Source organism: Streptomyces sp. SID14478 (genome assembly GCF_010548525.1).
Taxonomy (GTDB): domain Bacteria; phylum Actinomycetota; class Actinomycetes; order Streptomycetales; family Streptomycetaceae; genus Streptomyces.
This window is the reverse complement of sequence record NZ_JAAGMG010000597.1, coordinates 1-20,957: the sequence shown is the minus strand read 5'-3', so window position 1 is coordinate 20,957 and position 20,957 is coordinate 1. Positions and strand designations below refer to the sequence as shown.

General features: G+C 68.0%; 24 protein-coding genes and 2 pseudogenes. 17 read left to right on the top strand and 9 right to left on the bottom strand.

All coding sequences use genetic code 11. The features are described from left to right. From G3I40_RS19445 to G3I40_RS47205, 5 genes and pseudogenes are all read left to right on the top strand, one after another. A pseudogene (locus G3I40_RS19445) lies at window positions 1-834 on the top strand (IS110 family transposase); the annotation flags it as partial. A 165-nt stretch (window positions 835-999) separates the two neighbouring features. Further along, window positions 1,000-1,197, top strand: coding sequence for a DUF5133 domain-containing protein (locus tag G3I40_RS19440; protein ID WP_164303403.1), 198 nt, complete (start codon window positions 1,000-1,002; stop codon window positions 1,195-1,197). 565 nt (window positions 1,198-1,762) lie between these two features. Beyond that, window positions 1,763-2,479, top strand: a complete 717-nt coding sequence (locus G3I40_RS19435) for a DUF1345 domain-containing protein (protein WP_164303402.1) — start codon at window positions 1,763-1,765, stop codon at window positions 2,477-2,479. Window positions 2,480-2,635: 156 nt separating this feature from the next. Continuing rightward, complete coding sequence (locus tag G3I40_RS19430) at window positions 2,636-2,872, top strand: hypothetical protein (protein ID WP_164303401.1); 237 nt, start codon at window positions 2,636-2,638, stop codon at window positions 2,870-2,872. A 248-nt stretch (window positions 2,873-3,120) separates the two neighbouring features. Continuing rightward, window positions 3,121-3,732 (top strand): ANTAR domain-containing protein, encoded by a 612-nt coding sequence (locus tag G3I40_RS47205; protein ID WP_239091823.1) that lies wholly within the window; start codon window positions 3,121-3,123, stop codon window positions 3,730-3,732. A 147-nt stretch (window positions 3,733-3,879) separates the two neighbouring features. On the opposite strand, the pseudogene G3I40_RS19415 reads toward G3I40_RS47205, so the two are convergent. Further along, window positions 3,880-4,365, bottom strand: a pseudogene (locus tag G3I40_RS19415) (transposase). A 226-nt stretch (window positions 4,366-4,591) separates the two neighbouring features. Between G3I40_RS19415 and G3I40_RS19405 the strand changes: the two are divergent. Both G3I40_RS19405 and G3I40_RS19400 read left to right on the top strand, forming a co-directional pair. Then, entirely contained in the window at window positions 4,592-4,852 is a 261-nt protein-coding gene (locus tag G3I40_RS19405) for a hypothetical protein (protein ID WP_164303383.1), read from the top strand. After that, entirely contained in the window at window positions 4,849-5,007 is a 159-nt protein-coding gene (locus G3I40_RS19400; protein WP_164303400.1) for a hypothetical protein, read from the top strand. The genes G3I40_RS19405 and G3I40_RS19400 overlap by 4 nt, the downstream gene beginning before the upstream one ends. A 25-nt stretch (window positions 5,008-5,032) precedes the next feature. On the opposite strand, the gene G3I40_RS19395 is transcribed toward G3I40_RS19400, so the two are convergent. The 6 genes from G3I40_RS19395 to G3I40_RS19370 all read right to left on the bottom strand — a co-directional run bounded on the left by G3I40_RS19395 (window position 5,033) and on the right by G3I40_RS19370 (window position 11,044). Further along, entirely contained in the window at window positions 5,033-5,560 is a 528-nt protein-coding gene (locus G3I40_RS19395; protein ID WP_164303399.1) for a cupin domain-containing protein, read from the bottom strand. 1,352 nt (window positions 5,561-6,912) lie between these two features. Continuing rightward, complete coding sequence (locus G3I40_RS19390; RefSeq protein WP_164303398.1) at window positions 6,913-7,059, bottom strand: hypothetical protein; 147 nt, start codon at window positions 7,057-7,059, stop codon at window positions 6,913-6,915. A 571-nt stretch (window positions 7,060-7,630) separates the two neighbouring features. Next, window positions 7,631-8,500 carry an IS5 family transposase gene (locus G3I40_RS19385; RefSeq protein WP_164303397.1) on the bottom strand — a complete coding sequence of 290 codons (870 nt, stop codon included), beginning with the start codon at window positions 8,498-8,500 and terminating at the stop codon, window positions 7,631-7,633. 363 nt (window positions 8,501-8,863) lie between these two features. Further along, a complete protein-coding gene (locus G3I40_RS19380) occupies window positions 8,864-10,096 on the bottom strand; it encodes a sigma-70 family RNA polymerase sigma factor (RefSeq protein ID WP_203644393.1) in 1,233 nt (410 codons plus the stop codon). Window positions 10,097-10,104: 8 nt separating this feature from the next. Next, complete coding sequence (locus G3I40_RS19375) at window positions 10,105-10,452, bottom strand: YciI family protein (protein ID WP_164303395.1); 348 nt, start codon at window positions 10,450-10,452, stop codon at window positions 10,105-10,107. 100 nt (window positions 10,453-10,552) lie between these two features. Next, the gene (locus G3I40_RS19370; protein ID WP_164303394.1) at window positions 10,553-11,044 is read right to left on the bottom strand and encodes a DinB family protein; all 492 of its coding nucleotides are present in this window, start codon (window positions 11,042-11,044) and stop codon (window positions 10,553-10,555) included. Between the two features lie 505 nt (window positions 11,045-11,549). On the opposite strand from G3I40_RS19370, the gene G3I40_RS19365 reads away from it, so the two are divergent. Continuing rightward, window positions 11,550-12,047: a hypothetical protein gene (locus G3I40_RS19365; protein WP_164303393.1), complete on the top strand. Its 498-nt coding sequence runs from the start codon at window positions 11,550-11,552 to the stop codon at window positions 12,045-12,047. 380 nt (window positions 12,048-12,427) lie between these two features. On the opposite strand, the gene G3I40_RS19360 is transcribed toward G3I40_RS19365, so the two are convergent. Next, the gene (locus tag G3I40_RS19360) at window positions 12,428-12,646 is read right to left on the bottom strand and encodes a hypothetical protein (RefSeq protein WP_164303392.1); all 219 of its coding nucleotides are present in this window, start codon (window positions 12,644-12,646) and stop codon (window positions 12,428-12,430) included. 1,225 nt (window positions 12,647-13,871) lie between these two features. Between G3I40_RS19360 and G3I40_RS19355 the strand changes: the two genes are divergently transcribed. From G3I40_RS19355 to G3I40_RS19330, 6 genes are all read left to right on the top strand, one after another. Next, a complete protein-coding gene (locus G3I40_RS19355; RefSeq protein WP_164303391.1) occupies window positions 13,872-14,246 on the top strand; it encodes an STAS domain-containing protein in 375 nt (124 codons plus the stop codon). Window positions 14,247-14,495: 249 nt separating this feature from the next. Continuing rightward, a protein-coding gene (locus G3I40_RS19350) for an IS3 family transposase (protein ID WP_164303390.1) occupies window positions 14,496-15,658 on the top strand; the annotation gives its coding sequence in 2 pieces (ribosomal slippage) (window positions 14,496-14,780 and window positions 14,783-15,658; 1,161 coding nt in all). Window positions 15,659-16,540: 882 nt separating this feature from the next. Beyond that, on the top strand, window positions 16,541-16,738 hold the full coding sequence (locus G3I40_RS19345) for a DUF1778 domain-containing protein (protein WP_239091822.1): 198 nt from the start codon (window positions 16,541-16,543) through the stop codon (window positions 16,736-16,738). Further along, window positions 16,735-17,043: a hypothetical protein gene (locus G3I40_RS19340; RefSeq protein WP_343244961.1), complete on the top strand. Its 309-nt coding sequence runs from the start codon at window positions 16,735-16,737 to the stop codon at window positions 17,041-17,043. The genes G3I40_RS19345 and G3I40_RS19340 overlap by 4 nt, the downstream gene beginning before the upstream one ends. A 76-nt stretch (window positions 17,044-17,119) precedes the next feature. Further along, window positions 17,120-17,389: a type II toxin-antitoxin system Phd/YefM family antitoxin gene (locus G3I40_RS19335; RefSeq protein WP_164303389.1), complete on the top strand. Its 270-nt coding sequence runs from the start codon at window positions 17,120-17,122 to the stop codon at window positions 17,387-17,389. Beyond that, entirely contained in the window at window positions 17,386-17,634 is a 249-nt protein-coding gene (locus G3I40_RS19330) for a type II toxin-antitoxin system RelE/ParE family toxin (protein ID WP_164303388.1), read from the top strand. Before G3I40_RS19335 ends, G3I40_RS19330 begins: the two co-directional genes overlap by 4 nt. 105 nt (window positions 17,635-17,739) lie before the next feature. Here G3I40_RS19330 and G3I40_RS19325 read toward each other — a convergent pair whose 3' ends face one another. Continuing rightward, entirely contained in the window at window positions 17,740-18,102 is a 363-nt protein-coding gene (locus G3I40_RS19325) for a hypothetical protein (RefSeq protein ID WP_164303387.1), read from the bottom strand. A gap of 730 nt (window positions 18,103-18,832) precedes the next feature. Between G3I40_RS19325 and G3I40_RS19320 the strand changes: the two genes are divergently transcribed. From G3I40_RS19320 to G3I40_RS19310, 3 genes are all read left to right on the top strand, one after another. Beyond that, entirely contained in the window at window positions 18,833-19,219 is a 387-nt protein-coding gene (locus tag G3I40_RS19320; protein ID WP_164303386.1) for a hypothetical protein, read from the top strand. 54 nt (window positions 19,220-19,273) lie between these two features. Then, entirely contained in the window at window positions 19,274-19,606 is a 333-nt protein-coding gene (locus tag G3I40_RS19315; RefSeq protein WP_164303385.1) for a DUF6009 family protein, read from the top strand. Between the two features lie 703 nt (window positions 19,607-20,309). Beyond that, complete coding sequence (locus G3I40_RS19310) at window positions 20,310-20,912, top strand: hypothetical protein (protein ID WP_164303384.1); 603 nt, start codon at window positions 20,310-20,312, stop codon at window positions 20,910-20,912. Window positions 20,913-20,957 lie beyond the last annotated feature (45 nt).

Here is a 20,957-nt window from a genome sequence, read left to right as displayed (position 1 = left end):
GCGCTCGGTCGACCTCGACGACGACACGATCGCCGAGCTCCACATGATCGTCGGGTTCGACGACGACCTCGCCGCCGAGGCAACGCGCCTGTCCAACCGGCTGCGGGGCTGTTCACCCAGATCCACCCGCACCTAGAACGAGTCCTGGGACCGCGCATGCAGCACCCGGCCGTGCTCAAAATGCTGGACCAGTTCGGCTCGCCGGCCCAGATCCGCAAGGCCGGACGCCGCAGGCTGATCACCCTGATCCGCCCGAAAGCGCCGCGGATGGCCGAGCGACTGATCGAGGACGTCTTCACCGCGCTGGATGAACAGACCGTCGTCGTTCCCGGCACCGATGCCGCCGCCCTCATCGTCCCAAGCCTCGCCAACTCGCTCCAGGCGGTGCTTGAGCAGCGCAAACTGCTGGCTCACCGGATTGAAGAACTGCTGGAGGCCCACCCTCTTTCCAGGGTCCTGATGTCCATGCCCGGCATCGGCATCAGGACCGGAGCCCGCATCCTCATCGACGTCGGCGACGGCACCCGTTTCCCCAGCGCCGCCCACCTCGCGGCCTACGCTGGCCTCGCCCCCGCGACCAGGAACTCGGGCTCCTCAATCCGCGGCGAACAACCCTCCAGACGAGGAAACAAGCAGCTCAAACGGGCCTTCTTCCTCTCCGCGTTCGCCGCTCTGGCCGACCCGGCATCCCGCACCTACTACGACAAGAAGATCACCCAGGGCAAGCACCACACCCAGGCCCTCCTCTGCCTCGCCCGCCGCAGAGCCGACGTCCTCTTCGCCATGCTCCGCGACGGAACCTTCTACCAACCACCAACCCCGATAGCCCCTTGACCAAAGTCATAGGGACACCCCCTCCGCAGTCTGTCGTGCTGAATCACTCGTCGGTGGCTGCAGATAGACCTGCTCTCGGGTGAGTTGAGGTCAGCTGAAGGGAATGAACCAGGCCGGGCAGGGAAATGAAATGCGGTCTACACCTATTCGTGGGAGGGGCCTCCGATGCTGATGCTCCGTGCCGAGACGATCCGCGCACTGGTGAGCCGCTACGAGGAACTGCGGGCACGGGACGGCGGCGCCACCCAGGAGCTTGAGGACGTCAGTTACACCCTGTGCGTCAGCACGGGAACCCGTACGGTGCAGGACGCTTTGCACAGAGCCGAGGAGATTCAGCGACGCTCCCTTGCCCTCACCGCCTGAGGTGCCCTGCAGGTGACCGATACCACATTCCCTGAGCCTGCCTCCGCTGTCTAGGTGTGGGTGAAGGGGGCACAGGGGGAGCGCGGGGCGGTCCTCACTGGGGAGTGTCATGGCCGCCCCGCGATCATCTGCACTGCGTGTGCCCGTGCGCCCTGGCTACGTCCAGCTGCATCAGCATGTGTCTCCCCACCAGGGGTGGGAACAATCGCTGGTGAGCCAGGCACTGATCCGCCAGCTCGAGCGCTTGGCCGCGCGAGGGGACGACGTCTCGACCACCACGACGCCTTCGGCTCACTGACCTGCCGCTTCATCTGCTGACGACCCCTCAAGAAGCTCCCGTCACGAGTGCGTACGCGCTCAGAGACTTGGGTTCGCTCCTGTACACATGACGCTTTACGGGTCCGTCGCTCGACTGATTCACCCACGGTGGCGTCGGCGCCGCGGCGCCATTCTCCGGATCGCATGGCCACAGAGCGAGGCGCCGTGGGGCACCCTCGTACCGAGTGCGGCTCTCGGCCGTTGCATACTCGGTCACCGCCTCCTAGAGACAAGTGCAGGACGATACGTGACCGATACCAGAGCGGCCGCCTGCCGCCACCATCCCCGCCACCAGCGGCGTGGTGAAGCCCGCCTGCCCGCCGTCGTCGCCACACTCGCCGCGGTCGGGCTGTACTTGTTCCTGCCGGAGCAGCTGCTGATCGCCCCCCGGTACGTCCTGCCCGCTCTGGAGGTCGTCCTGCTGGTGCCGTTGGTGGCCATCAACCCGCGGCGTCTCACCCGGCAGACCAAAACGTTCCGCATCCTCTCGCTCACGCTTGTGGCAGTGATCGCGGTGAGCAACATCGTCGCGCTCGGCATACTGATCTATCAACTAGTCCACGCAGGAGTGAAGGACGGTCCCGATCTCCTGGTGGCCGCCCTGCAGGTCTGGCTCACCAACATCATCGTCTTCGGGCTCGCCTACTGGGAGCTCGATCGTGGTGGCCCGGTCAGTAGGACGCAAGTGGCCCGCGAGGAAATGCCATTGGCCGACTTCCGCTTCTCCCAGGACGAGAACGACGACGCGGTCCAAGAGGTCGCCGACGGAGCCAGCGGCACCTCTGACTGGGTCCCCACGCTGGTGGATTACCTGTACGTCTCCGTGACCAACTCCACGGCCTTCAGCCCCACGGACACCATGCCGCTGTCGGCGCGCGCCAAACTTTTGATGAGCGTGCAGAGCGTCGCTGCGCTCCTGACGTCGCTTCTCGTCATCGCCCGAGCAGTCAGCGTGCTGCACTGAACAGCCCACGGCACAGCCGCTGTTCATGCACGTCGAATGCCGACCTCTGGAACATGGCCGGCTGAGCCTCGGCGTAGGGCACGGTGGGAGAGGCTGCGCGGCCCGGCAGGCATCATCTGCTGTCCGTCAGGACCATCGGCGCGTAGCGTGAGGTGAATGGAGCGGATCGGAAGCGAAGATGGACCGGGTGACGGCGCCAGAGACCGGGCCGCCGCGAGCCTCGCCAGAGCAGACCGTCATACCACCCTGGCCGAGACGACCCATGCCTCCCAGTTCCACCACCGCATGAGGGCCATGCACCGCGAGATTGCCGAGTACCATTTCGCGTCGGCAGTTCTGTTGGACGGCAGCCCGCGCCGGCTCAACCTTGCGTTCATCGGCCGCTACATGTAGCCGCACGTGCCCGCGGCTCGATGCCACGGGCTACGACAGACCATCACAAGATCCGTCAACACCCCAGTAAACGAAGCGATTCCGACACATGCGCGTGGATTCGCGCTTGCGCAAGCGCGGCGGAGACACCTCCGCGACTGGCCCCGCCCCGACCTGACCCGTCGGGCGGACCTCCTCCGGACCGCGGTTAGCGCGCTGACAGTTGCCTGGTGCCAACTGTTTACGGGATGCTTGCGATGATGCGGTTCATGGAAGGTCACGACCCCGTCAACTCCCCGCCCGTGGAAGCCTGGCTGCCCGCACTGCGCGATCTTGCACGGCAGGTCGGCCAGCTCACCAACGCGCTGACCTTGCACGAGATAGTCGACCAAGCCATCGGTGTCGTCATCGCCCTGGGAGCACTGAATCCCGACGAAGGCTTCCCCGTCCTGCGCACGGTGTCGCAGAACCTCAACATCGAGCTGCGCACGGTCGCCGAGCAGCTCGTCCGCTGGCCCGGAAGCGGCATCCTGCAGCCCGACATCCGCCAGGCCCTGGAGACTGCCTTGGAGCACGCCCGCGCCCAGCATGCCGCAGCCGCCGGCGGCACCGTGCCCGCCGGCTTCGTCCGTGACGTCGTCGAACGGGTCACCCCGAGCGTGCTGAGGGCCCGGGCCGCCGGGCGCGACCAGGCCGATGAGATCCTGGCCGAACACATCGAGCACACAGTGGATCTGCTGCTCGAACGCTCTCATGTTTTGGCTGAACGGGTGGCCGCCGGCCGTCTCGGTGTAGTGGGGCTGTCCTATCGGCTGGCGGACGGCAGTGCACAGCTCCTCGCTTCTCGCGGCCTCGATGCGGAACTCTCTGCCGCGTCCTGAGCACCCCCGGCATGACCGTCCCTACCAGTCTCGCAGAATGGCGACGTTTCCCCATGTGGGGACGCTGCCGCCGACGAGCATCGCGCACGATATGACGAACGCCTTGACGTCGATCCGCCCCCGAGCTGCGTTACTGACTTCGGCTTGTCAGGGTGACGTGGGGGTGTCGAGGGCAAGGCCGGTTCCCGTGATGAAGCCGTCGAGGATGTCGGACCGGTACTGGAGGCGTTTGAGCCGGTTGCGGACGAGTGTCTTGAGTCGGTCGAGGGTGAGGACAGCCAGGTTGGCGAGAGTGCGCTTGACGTGTGCCCAGACCCACTCGACGGGATTGAGGTCGGGCGAGTAGGCGGGCAGCAGGAACACCGTCAGCCACTCGCGCTGGTCGATCAACTCCTGCATGCGGCGGGAGACATGGGTGTTCAGCCGGTCCCAGACCAGCACGATCGGCGCTCACACGAGCTGATGGGTGCCGTCGATCAGCGCAATGGAGTCCCGTTCGCTCATGCTGCGTCGGGTGCCCTTACCTGCCGGGTGGAAGATCAGCCGGTGGCACAGCCGGGTGCGTGGGCCGGACCGCACGGCGATCAGCCCGGCGACCGACAGGTGTCCCGAGCGACGACCACTGACCGTCACCATCGGCGTCACACCGCACCGGCCCCACGTGCGTCCTTTGGGCGGTCTGCGGGTGAAGCCCGCCTCGTCCTCGAAGCAGATGTAGCCCCCGCAGGCCGCCCGGGCTCTTTTACCTCGGCCCAGGTCGCCTCCTTCCACACGCTCACGGCCTGCTCGTCACGCTCGGCCACCCGGCGGGCGGGCACCTGCGCAGAGAAACCCCGCGCTGTCTGGACAAGCTCGCCGTGTGCTTCCGCAGGACGGCTCGATCCACCCGGTGATGTTCGTCGTCTACGCGTGGCTGGCCCTCTCAATGCCGATCGCCTGGCTCGCCAAACTCCTGACCGGCACCCGGCTGAGATGGCTGGCCCGCCCCCTGCTGCACCTGGCCGGGTACGGCTCCCTGCTGGCCGCCTGCCTGGTCGCCTCCTTCGTCCAGGAGCTCTGCAACAAGCAGATGACATGGGACAAGACCGAGAAGACCGGAAAGGTGGCGGCGGGCCGATGACGAAGGACGACCAGGCACCCGAACAGCTCGCGCGGCGGGCGCGCGAGCTGACGCGCGAGGACCGGCGCGCCGATCACCGCCTGTTCTGGCCGCAGTTGCTCGCGGTGCTGCTGGGCGCGGGGGTGCTGGTGGTGCGGTGGCTGTGGCTGCTGTGAGGCCGCCGGGTACCGGGTCCGGCGGTTACTGCGCCTGCCCCGTCCCGAAGTCGAAGTCCTCCACGAAGTAGCTGTCGTGCCGGACGCGGAACTCCTTGAGCTGCTCGGGGCCGCGCTGCGACATCTCCGCGACCCGCTCGAAGTACTCCTCGCGCGGGGCGCCCGGAGCGAAGAGCATCAGCATCGACACCGGGTCGTCGGTCACGTTCTTGAAGGCGTGCAGCCCGCCGGCCGGCACGTACAGGAAGTCGCCCTCGCGGCCCGTCACCCACTTCTCGCCGTCGTAGAGCTCGAGTTCGCCGGACAGGACGTAGAACGACTCCGACATCGCCCGGTGGAAGTGCTCCTTTGCTCCGGCCGAGCGCGGCCCCAGCACACCCTTGTAGAGTCCGAATTCGCCGCCGGTCGACTCCTGTGTGGCGAGGTAACTGGTGGAACCGCCGGGCGAGGACACCTCCGCGGGGGTGTCGGCCGACCGGAAGGACGCGCTCACCTCGCCCTTGTCGCCGTGGTAGTGGGGCTCTGGGTACCGCATGTTCTCGAAGTACGACATCGTGCGCTCCTTGTCGGCGGGTGGGCTGGTAGGTCACAAGACTGACCCGGTGCGGCCCGGCACGGCATCGGGCCCGTGAATGATTGACGTGGACCGGTCGGAGGAGGTCCGAGGACCTAGGCCACGACGAACGGGTTGGCGCGCAGGGCCGCCAGGGCGAAACAGGCTGTCGTGCCGGTGTGCAGGCTGGCGTAGATCTTGTCGCCGTCCCCGGTGTCCAGGCCGTCGGACGGGGCGGCGACCAGGCCGTGGCCGTCCGCGTTCGGGGCGTCGGACTGTGCGCGGCCCGCAGCGAGTCGAGGAACCGGTCCGCGTGCCCGGCGTCGCGGTCGCGGTCGCGGGCCGCAGTGCGCACACCAGGTGGGCGGTGCCCTCGAACCACACCTTGGACGTGTCGGCGTCGCTGACCGACACCCCCACGAAGCCTCCGTCCTCGGCTGCCAGCCGCTTCCGCGCCCAGTCGATGGAGGCGGCGTGCCCGTTGTTCCGTGTGGCGAGGTACGACCACCGGGCGTCGGGTGGTGCGCTACGGCCCTGCGCCGGTTCCTGGCTCTCCAGCCACGCTGCCGGGCCCTCGCTCGCGGCCCGCGGTCGCCGCTGCGGGGCGATCACGGCCCGGCCGTCTCCTGTGCGGCCGCGATCCGGTCGCGGGCCAGGCGCCGCACCTCGGCGCGGGCGCCCGCCGGGGGAGTGCGTCCCTGCCGCAAGATCGATCGGCGGCGTGCCTTCGCGGTTGTGTCCGGCGTTGTTCCCGGCATGAGCTTCGAGACTCTGCCGCCGGGGCCCGGGGCGGGGCGTCATCGCCGAACCGACGGCACACCGCACGACCGTGTGTCTACCGCAGGCGAACTCGCCCGCGGTAGGCGGGCCCGGATGGTCGGCACTGACACTCCGTATGCCGCCGCCAGTGGGGACAGCCCTGTCAGCTTCCTGTGCGGGACTCGCGTGCCCGGGCATGACCGGGACCGCATGCACCTCCCGCGGGCGGGAGACGTAACCATGCTGGGCAGGTGACTCGCACAGCAGGGCAGCGGTGACGGGTGGCACGCTCGTGTAGGCGGTCGGCCGGGCGGAACGGGGACGCGGTATGAGCGGGGTGACCAGTCTTCGGGCGGGGCCGTGGAGGAGGCGATGGGGGGTTAGCTGAAGACGGTAGGCGCTCGGGGGTAGGGCCCTCCTTCGACGACCACGACGAGCCGCTGCTCGTCGTGGTCCTCCCACAACTCGGCCAGCCACACTGTCTTCATGGTCCGTTTTCGGGCCAGCTTCTGCCCCTTGCGCTGGGTGATGCATGGGGGCAGTACGTAGGTGCGCAGTTCCTCTGTCGAGTCGGCGTCGGATCAACTGAGCGGCTATGAGCAGCCGTTGATGACCCATGCGGCTGCCGACGTGACGAGATCCTCCGCCTCGTCGGGGTCGATCCAGTTCTTGACCCGGGTCCACGGGTGCCCGCTTGGGTCCCATAACTTGCCTTCGGCGTAAGCGTTGGTGATCGGCATTGTTCCTCCTACCGTTCAGCAGAACAGGTGCAGTTGGCGTTGTGGACGGGCGCCGTGATCCTTTAGCTCTGCCCTGTTCCCGTCAGGTCCGCGCCTCCGGAGTGAACCCTGGGCCGGCCCCAGCATGTCAGCCATCCACCCGCTGCCATCGCGGCGATCGCGGCCAGGGCCAGGTTCACGGCACTCAGCCGACGGACCCTGGCGCCGGCGGGACACTGCGGCCTCGGGGTTCACGCTCGGTGGTGGTACGCATGGGCAGGCTCCAGGTGTTCCCCCTGGCAACCTGACCAGGCTAGAAACCGCAGGTCACAGCCGCCACAGCGCGGAGTAACAGCGCACACGCGACCAGGTCACATTTTCACGCACGATGCCAGCCGCCACAGTCGGCACCCGCTGACATCGTTTGCCGCAGTCCCGGACCTGGCGACAGCTGGATCCATGAAGAAGGAACGGCGGCGGCTGCGCCGAGTCGCAGATCACGCCTACGTGGCCAAGGTCGGGCGGGAGAAGCCTGACCCAGGCGGGTATATGCACGGCTTTGTGCTGTGAGAGGTCGTTTCATCCTGATGTTTCATCCCGAGATGTGGCTTTGACGGCTTGATGTCGGGTCGCGCCAGGAGATGGTGTTCTCGCCGGTGAGGCGGCGTGCCATGAGGTCGGTCATGGCGAGGTGGATCATGGCTTCGGAGCGGGCCGGGAGGGTTTCGTAGTCATGGGCCAGGCGGCGATGGAGCATCAGCCAGCCGTAGGTCCGCTCGACGGCCCAGCGTTTCGGGATCGGGGTGAACCCCTTGGCCCCGGGTGCACGTTGGACGATTTCGAGGTCGATGCCGAGGGTGGCTGCGTGTTCGACGAAGTGCTTGCGGTATCCGCCGTCGACCCAGACTTTGCGCAGGCCGGGGTGTGCGGCGGCGGCCTGCTCGACGAGGGTGCGGCCAGCGATCGAGTCCTGCACGCTCGCCGCGGTGACCAGCACGGCCAGGACCAGGCCGAGGGTGTCGGTGATGATGCTGCGCTTGCGCCCGACGATCTTCTTTCCGGCGTCGATGCCCTGGCTGGCGACGGGCACCGAGGTGGAGGTTTTCACGCTCTGCGCGTCGATGATGCACGCCGAGGGGTGCCGGTTCTTGCCCTCCTGGGCTCGCACCAACTCCCGCAGCAGCCCATTGAGTTGCGTGAAGATGCCGTCTTTCTGCCAGTGGGCGAAGTAGCCGTAGACCGACTGCCAGGGCGGGAAGTCGTGCGGTAGGTAGGCCCATTGGCAGCCGGTGCGGTCGATATACAGGATCGCGTTCATGATCTCGCGCAGTTCGTGGCGGGGCGGCCGGCCGAAGTCCAGGGCCCGGCCGCGGCGCTCGAAGCGCCAGGCGGCCAGCACCGGCTCGATCAACTCCCAGCGAGCATCGGACAGATCACTCGGATACGCGCGACGGTCAGCCATGACCTTGGCGTACCGCGGTTCAGGGGCGTGCGCCCAGGCGTGCTCCCGGATTCCCGGAAGCACGGAACAACCCGGACGTCCTGGAATGAGACAGGCACACAACGACCGGCACCCCAGACGCCACACCACGCACCTCAAAAGGCGTGATGAGCCCAGCCATCACATCCCCACCACCGGCGAGCACAGACGAAAATAGGAGATAACAGCACGCTCAAGAGGAAAACGACCTCTGAGAGTGCCATCTCCTGGCGCGAGCCGACATCAAACCGCCAAAGCTGCATATCGGAATGAAACAGCAGGATGAAACGACCTCTTACCGACCGGTTCCCTGCCGGGCGCCGTAAGCCGGGTGATCAGAGTTGTCTAGCAGGGGCGGACCACTCCGTGGCTGGGCGGAAGCGCCGCGAGCTGTCGGCGTAGGAAGCGGGCTTCGGGTCCGCCCTCGGCCACCAGCCGCAGCGCATCCTGGTACGCGGCTCTGGCCGCGTCGGTACGGCCGAGGCGGCGCAGGAAGTCTGCACGGGCCGCCGGGAGCAGGTGGTAGCCGGCCAGCACACCCGTGTCCAGCGCGTCGAGCGCCGAGAGTCCGGTCGCGAAGCCGTCGCGGAACCCCACCGCCACCGCCCGGTTGAGCGCGGCCACCGGGGAGGGCTGGGCTGCGAGCAGCGCGTCGTACAGCGGCACGATCGCATGCCAGGGCGTCGCCTGTGCGGACGGCGCGGACGCGTGGCAGGCCGCGATCCGCGCCTGCAGCCAATACGGGCCCGGCGGGCGGCCAGAGTGTGCCGCTCGGCGCAGTTCGCGGTGCGCCTCGGCGGCCAGCACCGGATCCCAGCGGGCACGGTCCTGCTCCTCCATGGGCACCAGGTCGCCCGCAGCGTCGAACCGAGTGGCGCGGCGGGCGCGCTGGAACAGGATCAGGGCCAGCAGGCTGCGGGCCTCGTCGGCAGCTGGCATCAGGTCGGCCAGCAGCCGCACCAGGCGCAGCGCCTCGTCCGCGAGGCGGTCTTCGGGCTGTCCGTAGCCAGCGTTGAAGACAAGGTAGAGGACGGCGAGCACCCCGTCGGTGCGCTCGGCCAGCAGCTCGTCCGGCGGCACGCGGTACGGGATCGCCGCATTGCTGATCTTGCGCTTGGTGCGCAGCAGCCGCTGGGACATGGTGCTCTCGGAGACCAGGAAGGCGTCGGCGATCTGCGCGGTGTTGAGCCCGGCCACTGTCTTCAGGGTCAGCGCCACCCGGCCGTCCAGCGGCAGCGCCGGATGACAGCAGGTGAAGATCAGACTCAGCCGGTCGTCGCGGTCCGTCTCGCTGTGCGCCGCCTCGTCCAGCAGGGCCCGTTCGGACAGCTTGGCCCACTCGGTTCGGCGACGGCGCAGTATGTCGAGCGCGCGATTGCGGGCCGCGGTGGTCAGCCAGGCCGCGGGAGAGCGCGGCAGGCCCGCCTCGGGCCAGTGCCGCAGCGCCTTCTCCACCGCGTCCTGCACACAGTCCTCCGCCAGCTCCCAGTCGCCCGTCAGGCGGATGAGGCTCGCCACCATGCCCGCGCGCTCCGCGGCGACAGCCGAGGCCGCCGCCGCGGCAACCGCCCCGGCCATCGCCCCTGTCACGCGTGCTCGCCCGGCCAGAACGGGCGCAGCTCAAGCTTGCCGCCGACTGCCATCGGGTGCCGAGCGGCGATCGCGATGGCCTCGTCGAGGTCCTCGCACTCAAGAATGTCGAAGCCGCAGATCCACTCCTTGGACTCGGTGAACGGGCCATCGGTGACCAGCACCTGGCCGCGGCTGACCCGTACCGTCGTGGCATCGCTCAGCGGCCGCAGCCGCTCTCCGATGATGCGCTTGCCGCGGCCGTCGACGTCGGCCAGCCACTCCTCGATGGTCAGGTCGTCCGGCGTCGACTCGGCCTCGGCCGCGGCGTCCGGATCGGCCACGACGAACATCATGTACTTCATGCGTGGGGTTCCTTCCTGCTCAACACTGTGGGCGACCATACGACGAACGGGTCGGCGCCGGATCCGACACCGGGCCGGAGACAATTCCGGGACCGCCGCCTCACTGCACCACCCACTGCTGGCCGTCCAGCAGTTCGCGCACCGCGTCGAGGTGTCCAGCGTGCACGGAGGTCTCCACCAGGACGTGCGCCACCACGGAGCGCACATCGGGGAAGTCCATCCTCCATCCGGCCCAGACGGGGTCCGGCTGCTTGGGTGGCGTGTCCAGGTCCGTCGCCGCGAGGACGGCGTCGGCACGGCGGATCTCCTCCCGATAGAGCGCGAAGACGTCCTCGGCGCTCTCGTCCGCGCCGACCCGCCAGTCGGCACCCTTCCCGGACAGCAGGATGTCCCGCGGCTCGCCGCCCACCACACAGCGGAACCAGTACCGCTCGTCGGACAACGTCAGATGCCTCACCAGCGCCAAGCAGTGCCATCCCGAGGGCAGCACCGGACGGCGCAGCTGCTCCTCCGACAGCCCCTCCAGAATCCCCAGCACATGCCCGCGCTGTCCCGCCAGCCGCCCGAGCAGCACCTCGGCTTCGCGCCCCATCCCAGCCTCCTCAGCTGCAATCTTCGATCTTCTAACCCGTACGACGATCGGGACAGCGCGGAATCCGACAGCGGGCACTCCCCGACCGTCGGATTGTTTGCAGGCCACCATCGAACGTCCCGCGATTCCGGGACCAAAGCGCCGCGGCCGGATTGGCCCTCGCCACCGCCGCGGGGCAGTCCGCTCCCGCCTCCGCCGCCGCGGACGGGCCGTCCCCCATCGCCAGCGCGGCCGCGCCCGGACGCCGACACCTCGCTGTGCCTGGACATCGCGGGCGGTTCAACGCGCTCAAGAATGACGTGGCGCCGGTCGAGCTCTACCGATGGTCGAACAGCGACGGCAGCGTGCCCGCTTGGCAGCAGTGGAGGGTGAGCGTCATCGGCTGATCGTCACACGCGCACGGCCGCACACACCCGGAGCCCTGTTTCAACCCGCGAAACCGGGTTCTGGCGTTGCAGGCCACGCCACATTCCGCATCTTCTGATAGCCGGGCTTACCAATATGGATGCCGACGTCCTGCGTCGTCTGCCTCGACGTCGTTGACCAGCACACCGACCGTGACGTCCTGGCGGGAGTACTCGACGAGGAGCAGCGCCAGCGCACCGAACTCGATGACGGCCGCCCTGCGCATCTGGCACATGAGGCGCCGGGGAGTGTAGGCGGGCGCAGCGGCGTCGATCGGCTCCGACTCCACCGCCTGGGCCCCCGCCATCTGGCCCTGCGCGTCTACGAGCGCGGCGTCGGAGAAACCCGGGCGTGCGGCACCCGAGCCCGCGCGGCTGTAACCGCCATCACCACGGCCACCGACGCAAGCAGCGGCGAGTATCGCGTCGATGTCCCCGGCGGCAGTCTCCACATTATGGTCCGCGACGACGGGACGCTCCAGCTCACCGGCCTCACGCTGATCGTCGCGACCGGCAACGCGATCCTGCCTGCGGGGCCAACACGCCACGGAGCAGCAGGAGTTACCCAGTCTGCAAGTGGGCGCGCTGACGCCTCCTGAGATCCATTCAGCGAACGAAGACCGGCATCAGCCTGCTATAAAACGTTGACGCGGGCCGCTGTACTGCGCTTTGGCGGCGGCCCGCCGCGAGACTCGAAGACCGAAGGGCTGGCCATGGCCAAGGGCACCTTAGGATGCGCGTCACGCCCTGGCCGAGGGCATCGCGGCTTGCCCGTTCTGCGCCCCCGACCATGCGCTCGGCATGGACGCGTGACACTCCACCCAGGCCGCTGTCGGGATGGTTCCCCGTGCTGCTGGTTGCTGCCGGCCCTGTGAGCGGGGCGGGTCCCATGGACACGACTGGGGCGGCACGGGGTGCGGGCTGTGCTGCCCGCACCCCGTTACCGGCCGGCGCGCCTGGTGGTGTGGTGCTCGTTCGGTCAGTGCTGGATGTGGATGCGCACGTGCACGGTGCCGCCGATGGCGAGGGCGCCGGTGCCGATCGCTATGACGGGGCCGAGGTAGCCGGTGTTCCCTGTCACCGCGAGTACCGTTACGGCGACGATCGTGGAGAGCAGGGTTAACGCATTGATCCAGTTCAGAGCAGCCAGGGCTGTGGCGGTCTGGGGCTGTGACGTACTACCGTCGAGCTGAGCCATGGGAACGTCGTTCTCCTCGTCAGATGTGGATAGTTGCCGTGGCCCGGGGGAGACCGGACAGGCTGGCTGTGACGGGCATGACCCATCCGGCTTCCCCCGGAGTTCTAGACCATCGAAGCCACACCGGGCCGCCGGTGACACCCTCTGATGCCGCCGGACCCCGCCAAAGGCGCCAAAGATCCAGAACCGGTTGGCCCGCTGGCTGCGGGCCGCACTGCAGATATCGAAGCGGGAACCAGGCCCGCCCCACCACCCGCTCCGGGCCGCGAACTCCGTCAACGCCGTTAAAGATCAACAAGAGGTCCAGGGCGCTGGGGGTGGGCAGAAGTTCGTCGTGTGTCTTGTCCTTCGGTTGACTGCAGGATCGAAACACGGCGGGCGGGGAGCTCACCAGACACACCCGTGAAGTGGCGAAGAAGTGGCGAAAGCCCCAGAAGCGGGCGCCAAGATGGCCACACTCTGGCCATGAAATGGCGTAGACAACGGCTGCTCCGATGTGGAAGTGGCGAAGAAGTGGCGCGGCCACAGTCCTTGACATCGTTGACCGACGGCCGGTCACAGGCATCGCGCCGTGCTCCCCCTCCTGTTCATTCCGCGCTTGACCGAGGTCAGCTTCAAAGCCCAGGGAACAGTGAACTCAGGCTCGTGGGAATGACGTTGAGGTGACGTTGCCCCGTCAGTAACCAGAAGGCTAAGAACGGCGGGAGGATCGTGGCCAGGGGGCTGCACAGGAAGTCAGGAGCGCAGAACATGGTGAGCGAACACGGCAACGACGTCATTGATGTGCTGGCCGATGTGTTCGGCAGCCCGGTCGCGGAACACCTGTGCGCAGTGGCCGGCGTTCCGCAGACAGCGGTGGCCAGCGAGGCAGGGCGCCGGATCCTGGTCCCGCAGCGCTCACGGCCGCGGGCCCGGCGACGGGCAACGATCTGGCCCGGTTCGCGCACGGCTACACCCGCTCCCCCCGCGATGCCTCGCTCGCGGCGGTGGCGGAATTCGTGGAGCGGCTGAGGCGGACGAACTCGCCCAGCTGCTGGCCGACTCGGTGGTGCTCGGTGTCGAGGACGCCCGCGCTGCAGCTGAAACGTGCCAGGAGCCCCCGTCAGGTCGGGCCCTTGGCCTCGGAGCAGGCTCGCGCGATACCTGCGGAGATCTCGCGTCCCGGGTGACTTCGAGTGAGTGACGCTCGATGGAACCAGCGGCATGAACGTCATATGATTCCGTCATGCCGTTCGTTCATGAGCTGTCCATCACCGCACGTGAGGTGGGTAACAAAGCCGTCGTGTACCTGACGGGCGCCATGGACCACGACTACGAGAAGCAGTTCGCCGCCGCCCTGGACCAACCGATCGCAGACGGCGCGAGCCTCACGGTTGTCTCCCTCGCTGACCTCCACTTCGCGGACACGACTCTGCTCTCCTGCCTGCTGTTCGCCCAGCGGCAATACCGCGCGGCCGACGTGCCTCTCGTCCTGGCGGGGCCCAGCAAAGACTTCGTCCGGCGTATCTTCGAAGTCACCGGCACCGAGCACTGGTTCACGTTCGCTCCCACTGTCGAAGCGGCGCTGAACGGGGACTCTGAGGACAACGGAGCCGGCTGACAGAAACCGTCGCATGCCTCGTAGTGCCCGCCCCGAGCTCCGCCAGGGCACCGGGCCCGACGGTCGTGTACTCGACGCCGTCGCCCGTCCGGGCGCGCGCCTCGGGCCCGGCGTCCGTGGCTTGTCGGGAGACTTCCATCGCGACCGGCGCTGTCACCGCCTGCGACAGGACTGTGGGTCGGGTTTGCCGCACGATCGGGTGACATCTGAACTGGCTTGCCCTGTGGGGCGGGTGGGAAGGATGTCGCTGTGCCCAAGCCTTATCCGCAAGAGTTCCGCGAGGATGTCGTGCGGGTCGCGAGGAACCGCGGCCCGGGCGTGACGGTCGAGCAGGTGGCCGCCGACTTCGGGGTCCATGCGATGACGCTGTGGAAGTGGATGCGCCGTGCCGACATCGAAGAAGGGACCAAGCCCGGAACGACAGGCCAGGAGAGCGCGGAACTGCGGGACGCACGTCGGCGTATCAAGCTGCTGGAGCAGGAGAACGAGGTCCTGCGCCGGGCCGCGGCCTACCTGTCGCAGGCGCATCTGCCGGGAAAAGGATCTACCCGCTCGTGAAAGAGCTCGCCGTGGACGGGGTGCCCGTCACGGTGACGTGCCGGGTCCTCAAGCTCGCCCGACAGCCCTACTACCGGTGGCTGGAACGGCCGGTGACCGATGCCGAGTTTGAGCAGGCCGCTCGCGCGAACGCACTGTTCGACGCGCACCTGGAGGACCCGGAGTTCGGCTACCGGTTTCTGGTCGATGAGGCCCGCGCCGCGGGGTTGACCATGGCGGACCGGACCGCGTGGCGGATCTGCCGGGACAACCGCTGGTGGAGCTTGTTCGGCAAGAAGCGCGGCCGGATGAAGAGGGCCGGCCCGCCGGTGCACGACGACCTCGTCCAGCGTGACTTCAACGCGGCCGGACCGAACCGTCTATGGCTCGCCGACATCGCCGAACATCCCACCGCGGAAGGCAAGTTGTATCTCTGCGCGATCAAGGACGTCTTCAGCCGCAGGATCGTGGGCTACTCGATCGACGCGCGGATGAAGTCCAGCCTGGCCGTCGCGGCGCTGGACAACGCGGTGGCCCGGCGTGACGGTGTCGCGGGATGCGTCCTGCACACCGATCGAGGATCGCAATTTCGGTCACGGAAATTCGTCCGGGCGCTCGACGACCACCGCATGATCGGATCGATAGGTCGGGTAGGTGCGGCAGGCGACAACGCAGCGATGGAGTCCTTTTTCAGCCTGCTGCAGAAGAACGTCCTCGACCGCCGCACGTGGGCCACCCGCCTGGAACTGCGGATCGCGATCGTGACCTGGATCGAGAAGACCTACCACCGACGCCGCCGACAAACCGCGCTCTGCCGGCTGACCCCCGTCGAATACGAAACCGTCATGACCACATCGGCTCTCCAAGCCGCGTGACCACACCTGTCACCTACATCTGCAGCAGACCCAGATTCGGCGCAACAGGTATCTCTCGGACCCACAACTTGCCAGGATCTCCCACGCCACAATCGAACATCGCCAGCGGCGGGTGCTGCCGAAACTGGTGTACATCTGCCGTCGGAACTCGCGAACAAAGCCAGCCGAGCTTGCCCTCGCGCACCCGGCTGCTCTCGCCTGGGAGGCCGGGTGCGCCGGGTCTGCGGTCACTGTGCTGTCCCTCCAGCCCGAGCTGTACGTGGGCACGGGCATCACTCTCCTTGATCGGAGCGCTTGACGCCCTGCGGACGGCGTCCAGCCGCTCTTGCCGCCCAGCGCAGCAGGGAACGCCGTAACGCGGTTCCCGATGCCCCACCGGGAGCCGGTGCCGCCCATGACTCGGTTGCTTCACCGGTTGCAGTAGAGGTTGCTTTCGGGCTTGCCTTCGGCCTTGCTGTAGAGGTTGCCCGACGCCAGCCCACTCCGGCCGGATCAGGCAGAAGTCTGCCCAGGTAGGGGTGGGCCGGGGTACTGACCGCCGATCTCGACACCTCTCTCCTGGCCACCAAGAGAGAGGTCATCTTCTGATACGTCGAGGCGGCGCTCGCCCGCTGGCCGGGCAGTGGCTGACCGAACCTGTTCACCGGTGAGAAACAGATAGCCGTCCGGGTCGAGGTAGCCCAGGTCCCCAACACCGTAGAACCCGCCAGGACGCCGGCGGACATGGCGGGCAGCGGGCGCCAGCCGACGTGTGCCGGTGGAGCGCATAGGGACCTCACCGAAGTCGAGGCGGCGCGGTCCTACTGCGGCCAAGGCGGCGGCAGGACGGGCAATCGGTGCCACCGGGTGGTGCCACCAGATTTCGGTGTCTATTCTGGTGGCATGTCGATCACTACGATGACTCTCCGCGTTCCTGGCGAGCTTGCCCCTTCGATCAGACAGGCCGCGAGTGCGGCCGGTCTGAGCGTGAACGCGTACGTGGTCCGCGCGGCCCGTCGCGCCGCGACCCTCGACGCCGCGCAGCAGCTTGCGACGCTTGGCCTCGGTGAAAAGCTCGCGGGCGAGGGCGACACTCTGTGAGTTCAGAGATCAAGCGCGGGGAGATCTGGTCCCTCGCCGACGGCCGGGACGTCCTGGTCGTCTCCCTCACCGGTCTCGATGAGGCGTACGGCGCCGTCCTTGCGATCGTTGTGCACCCGCCCGACGTCTTTCCCGACACCGTGATGTCCGTGGTCATCAGCGATCCGATCGGCTGCACCGCCGTCGCCGTGAACCTGCAGCAGCTGCGTGCCAGCCGCTTCACCGACGCCACCTGCCGCGGCGACGTCGACTCCGCCGCGATGGCCCGTGTCGACCAGGCGCTGCGCGCCGTCCTCGACCTCTGAGACCACGCTCGCTCCGCTCCGGATGCTCGGGGCGGCACATCCCACTCAAAGTGCACACTAGATGTAATGTAGATGCATGACAGCTTCATATCCGATCACTGAAGCCCGTGCTCAGCTCGGCGAGCTCGCCCGCCGGGCCGCTCAGCACGAACGTGTCGTCCTGACCGACCGCGGGCAAGCCGCAGCCGTGCTGGTCTCGCCGGCCGAGCTCGAAGACCTGGAAGACGCCCTGGCCCTGGCCCGCCTCGAGCGCGACCGCGCTCTGGGCATCCACCCCGCTCCCGTCGCCGACACGGACGCGCGCGCCATGTTCCGGGCGGCCGCCGACCGCGGGCGCGCCCGGTGAGCTGGGCCGTCACCTGGGAGCCTTCCGCGGTCGACGCCACGGTCCGCTTCCTTGAAGAGCACCCGGACACCCTGAGTGAGGTGTTCGAGGCCAGCGACCTGCTCGCCCGGGATCCGAAACCTGCAGGCAGCGTCCCGTGGGGCACCAGCCACCGGCGCCTGCGCGTAGGACGCTGGCGCATCCTCTATCGCGTCGACGACGCCCACCAGACACTCCATATCGAGCACATCGGACTGGTTCCCTAAAGTGCCGGAGTGGGACTGCAGCATCCGCAAGGGCGGCGGCCGGCACTCGGCGGAATGAACACGGTGACTGTGCCTGGGCGTCGCCTGGCAGGCGACCGTTCACAATTACGAGGCCTGTCCGGTGTCCGCGGCCCGGTACTTCTCCAACTCCACCTCATAGGCCTGCCGTGTGTAGGGGACCCAGTCCATTCCGGTCCCCTCCACCCAACGGCACACCAGTACAAAGGACGGCTCGCTGGCGTCGGCTCGGCAGCGGTCGATCTGCTCCTGCAGTCTCCAGTCGAACAGCTCAGGAAAGTCAGGTTCCCCATGCGTTGCCAGGGCGAGGATCACCTCCCGTGAGGAGTCGCTCATCCCGGCCCGCAGCTGGTAGCTGCCCTCCAGCCAGATGCTCCCGATGTCTGCCGCGCGGAACAGCCGCCGGGGCAGATCCCCTTGCTCAGGCCTGAAGATCCATACCTCCGCCATGAGTTTCCCTCCCTGATCACTTGCCGGACAGTCTGACTAACTCTCCCCCAACCGCCTGGACCAGGCGCCGGAGAGCTGGCGCACCGACGAGGTCATCAACAACAGCTACCGCCCCTCGAATTGAGGCGCCGGCGTTGACCGCGGAGGCTGACCAGGGTGGTCCGCCCCCGTCAGCACGGCCCGCCCCGCCGCCGCGCAGCCAGACTCCTGGGCCAGGGCATCGGCCCATGCTTGGTCCATAAACGCTCCTTGCTCGCGAAGACCGGACCGTGACGCAACAGATGGCGGGGCATGTTCTGCGTCAGCCGTCAGCGGCACCAGTTCCAATGGCACCGCGGTCGTCAGCATCGCTCCGGCCGGCAGTTGAGGGCGCAGGGGCCGTGCCAACCTGCACGCAGGAATCCCACGTACCCGCTCACCAGGGTGAACTATCAAGGATACGAGTCGCCCTGAGCGCACGGCGGTCGTTAGGGATACGTGTGATGGGGCGTCTTCCACCACACGCCAGGCCGTAGGGGAGATCATTGTGAGCCGCGCTGTTCCGCCCGAGGTTCGTGAGCGAGCACGTCGACGGAGCTGTCCTCGGTGCCACGCCCAGCCCGGACACAAGTGCGCGCCCGATCGCGCCGGCCGCTCGCAGCTCCACGTGGATCGGCTCACAGCGGCCCGGCGATCCCTGGAACCGCTCCCGCCCCACCAGTTGCTTCCGGACGAGCCCTCCCGCATCTTCATGGAGTGGTACCCCAATGACGCCCACACGATGGTGGTCGCCTGGCATCCCGCCGTCGTCAAAACGCTGCTGGGGTACTGGGATGAATCGGCGGTCTTGCTGCATCTCGCGTTGTACGCGGCAGGACTGCGGGAGGCCGAGGCTCCTGAATGCGCCAACTACGGGATCGCCCTGTACCTCATGCCGTTGTCCTACCTGTCCGAGCAGGAGCGCGCGGAGGCGATGGCCCGGCTGGAGGCGCGTGGCTTCATCGAGCGGGCGCCGGCTGACCCCCACTCCGTTGCCGTCCCTCGGTCCGTGCTCGATGTCGTTCCTCGCCGCGAGCTCGATCCGCAGTTCCTCATGCAATGGAATGCCGCCAAGGCCAGTGCACCTGCCCTCAGTTGACCCGCGGACCGTGCCCAGCGCGGTTCGCGCGGGCGGCCACCACAGGAGTGCCCCATGACACCCGCCGACCTTGAACACGAAGTCTGCATCGTCTGGGAGACGGACCCGGAACAGTTCAGCTACGTGCGCCAGACGCTCATTGAGACCTCCCGCCGAGCCGGACGCCCCCGTCGCACCTGCGGCCGACTCATCGGCTACGCCGAACTGGCGCTCGCGGCCCCGGCCGTATCCCAGTCCGACCGCTTCCTACGGCGGGTGTTCTACCTGATGCCACACGACCGGGGAGAGCTACACGACGCCGGAATCTACGCCATGAACCCACCACTGGAGGGTGTCGACCCTCACACGGTCGTCGTGCGGATTCCTGGCAGCACTGTCCGCTCGTGAGGTCTTGGTGCAACAAGCTGCCGCACCGCGCCAGGCAGGCAGCTCTGAGCTGCATGTCTTGGAGCGCGCCACAGCAGGAGCGCCCGTCGGCGGCAAGCGGCAGTTCACGGTTTGGTGAAGGTGAGGAGGGTATGCCGCATGTACGTTGAATACGGCGACTCCCTGGGCGTCTGGGAGCAGTGCATGGTGTGCCAGTTGGCGGTCCAGCGCTACGAGTCCGGTTCCGGCGACAGCGTGGTCCTAGACGGCGGGTGGTGGCACCCGAGGCTGTTGCGGAACAGCATCGCTGGTGGGTCCGGACCGACGCAGTGGCCTATCGTGCCGGGAGCAGGGACATCGATCATGTGCGGCTCATCCACGCGGACGCGTGTCACAACGGGACGCCGGACGCGGAGTGGAGTGCAGTGCGGGCGCGGTTCGCGCACGATGTGCCGCCGGCCGAGGTCGATGTGCTGCTGCCTCCCCACGTGGTCGGCAAGCGAGAGGCCTACCTGCGTTACGCGCTTAAGGCGATACCGCCCCGCGACCACGTACTGGGGGTGCCGTGCCCGGTCTGTCAGTCCGTTGCCCACGACCCGTGCTGGCAGCGCGGTTGCGTCCTGCCCGAATTTCACCGCGAGCGCATCACCCACTACTGCGCTATGCGTCACCTGATACACGGCCCTGACCTACATGACGGAAAGCGGAGCGGCAGAGGCGGGACGTGCGCGCGGTACGCGACCGCTTCGTGCTGCCCTCCCAGCTCACCGACGAGGCCGCCGATCTCCTCCACCGTGCACGCAGCGCTGCTCTGAAGGTCCTCGACTCCGAGGTCCACGAACGCGACCTGGTCGACCGCCAGCGCGCCGAGCTCCAGCTCCCCGCGCAGGTCTGGGAGGTGGCCCGCTCCCTGGACCGCTACAGCGGCCTCGTCGAGGAGACTCCCGACACGGCGGAGGGCGAGCACGCCCAGGCGCCCCTGGACGCCCGCCGGGCGGCGCTGAAGACGGGCCTGGCTGCCATCGAGGTGCAGGTGGAGGCGCTGGAGACGTACGCGGCGCAGACGGCGGAGGCTGACGCTCGTCTGCGGGAACTGCAGCAGATGAAGCAACTGGAGAAGGACGGCGCCGACGTGCTGGACTTTCTCGCCTCGACCGCCCGCGCCGACCTGGCGACGGCCGAGGTGGGAGCGCTGTCTGAGCAGGCCAAGGTTGTTGCCGACCGGTTCACCGCCGCTCTCGTCGCGGCGAAGGACGCCGCGGTCCAGGCACTGCCCGCCGCACCCGCCGTTCTCGACAAGGTCCCGCACCCCGGGAAGGGGAGGTAAGTGCCCGCGGGCAATATGGAGTTCGGGAAGTTCGGCGCCCGCGGC

What these genes read in the sequence shown, in the direction of transcription:
- G3I40_RS19440 (WP_164303403.1), top strand. Translation starts at nt 1,000, where the DNA reads ATGCTGATGCTCCGTGCCGAGACGATCCGCGCACTGGTGAGCCGCTAC.
- G3I40_RS19430 (WP_164303401.1), top strand. Translation starts at nt 2,636, where the DNA reads ATGGAGCGGATCGGAAGCGAAGATGGACCGGGTGACGGCGCCAGAGAC.
- G3I40_RS47205 (WP_239091823.1), top strand. Translation starts at nt 3,121, where the DNA reads ATGGAAGGTCACGACCCCGTCAACTCCCCGCCCGTGGAAGCCTGGCTG.
- G3I40_RS19400 (WP_164303400.1), top strand. Translation starts at nt 4,849, where the DNA reads ATGACGAAGGACGACCAGGCACCCGAACAGCTCGCGCGGCGGGCGCGC.
- G3I40_RS19395 (WP_164303399.1), bottom strand. Translation starts at nt 5,560, where the DNA reads ATGTCGTACTTCGAGAACATGCGGTACCCAGAGCCCCACTACCACGGC.
- G3I40_RS19390 (WP_164303398.1), bottom strand. Translation starts at nt 7,059, where the DNA reads ATGCCGATCACCAACGCTTACGCCGAAGGCAAGTTATGGGACCCAAGC.
- G3I40_RS19385 (WP_164303397.1), bottom strand. Translation starts at nt 8,500, where the DNA reads ATGGCTGACCGTCGCGCGTATCCGAGTGATCTGTCCGATGCTCGCTGG.
- G3I40_RS19380 (WP_203644393.1), bottom strand. Translation starts at nt 10,096, where the DNA reads ATGGCCGGGGCGGTTGCCGCGGCGGCGGCCTCGGCTGTCGCCGCGGAG.
- G3I40_RS19375 (WP_164303395.1), bottom strand. Translation starts at nt 10,452, where the DNA reads ATGAAGTACATGATGTTCGTCGTGGCCGATCCGGACGCCGCGGCCGAG.
- G3I40_RS19370 (WP_164303394.1), bottom strand. Translation starts at nt 11,044, where the DNA reads ATGGGGCGCGAAGCCGAGGTGCTGCTCGGGCGGCTGGCGGGACAGCGC.
- G3I40_RS19365 (WP_164303393.1), top strand. Translation starts at nt 11,550, where the DNA reads ATGCCGACGTCCTGCGTCGTCTGCCTCGACGTCGTTGACCAGCACACC.
- G3I40_RS19360 (WP_164303392.1), bottom strand. Translation starts at nt 12,646, where the DNA reads ATGGCTCAGCTCGACGGTAGTACGTCACAGCCCCAGACCGCCACAGCC.
- G3I40_RS19355 (WP_164303391.1), top strand. Translation starts at nt 13,872, where the DNA reads ATGCCGTTCGTTCATGAGCTGTCCATCACCGCACGTGAGGTGGGTAAC.
- G3I40_RS19345 (WP_239091822.1), top strand. Translation starts at nt 16,541, where the DNA reads ATGTCGATCACTACGATGACTCTCCGCGTTCCTGGCGAGCTTGCCCCT.
- G3I40_RS19335 (WP_164303389.1), top strand. Translation starts at nt 17,120, where the DNA reads ATGACAGCTTCATATCCGATCACTGAAGCCCGTGCTCAGCTCGGCGAG.
- G3I40_RS19325 (WP_164303387.1), bottom strand. Translation starts at nt 18,102, where the DNA reads ATGGCGGAGGTATGGATCTTCAGGCCTGAGCAAGGGGATCTGCCCCGG.
- G3I40_RS19320 (WP_164303386.1), top strand. Translation starts at nt 18,833, where the DNA reads ATGGAGTGGTACCCCAATGACGCCCACACGATGGTGGTCGCCTGGCAT.
- G3I40_RS19315 (WP_164303385.1), top strand. Translation starts at nt 19,274, where the DNA reads ATGACACCCGCCGACCTTGAACACGAAGTCTGCATCGTCTGGGAGACG.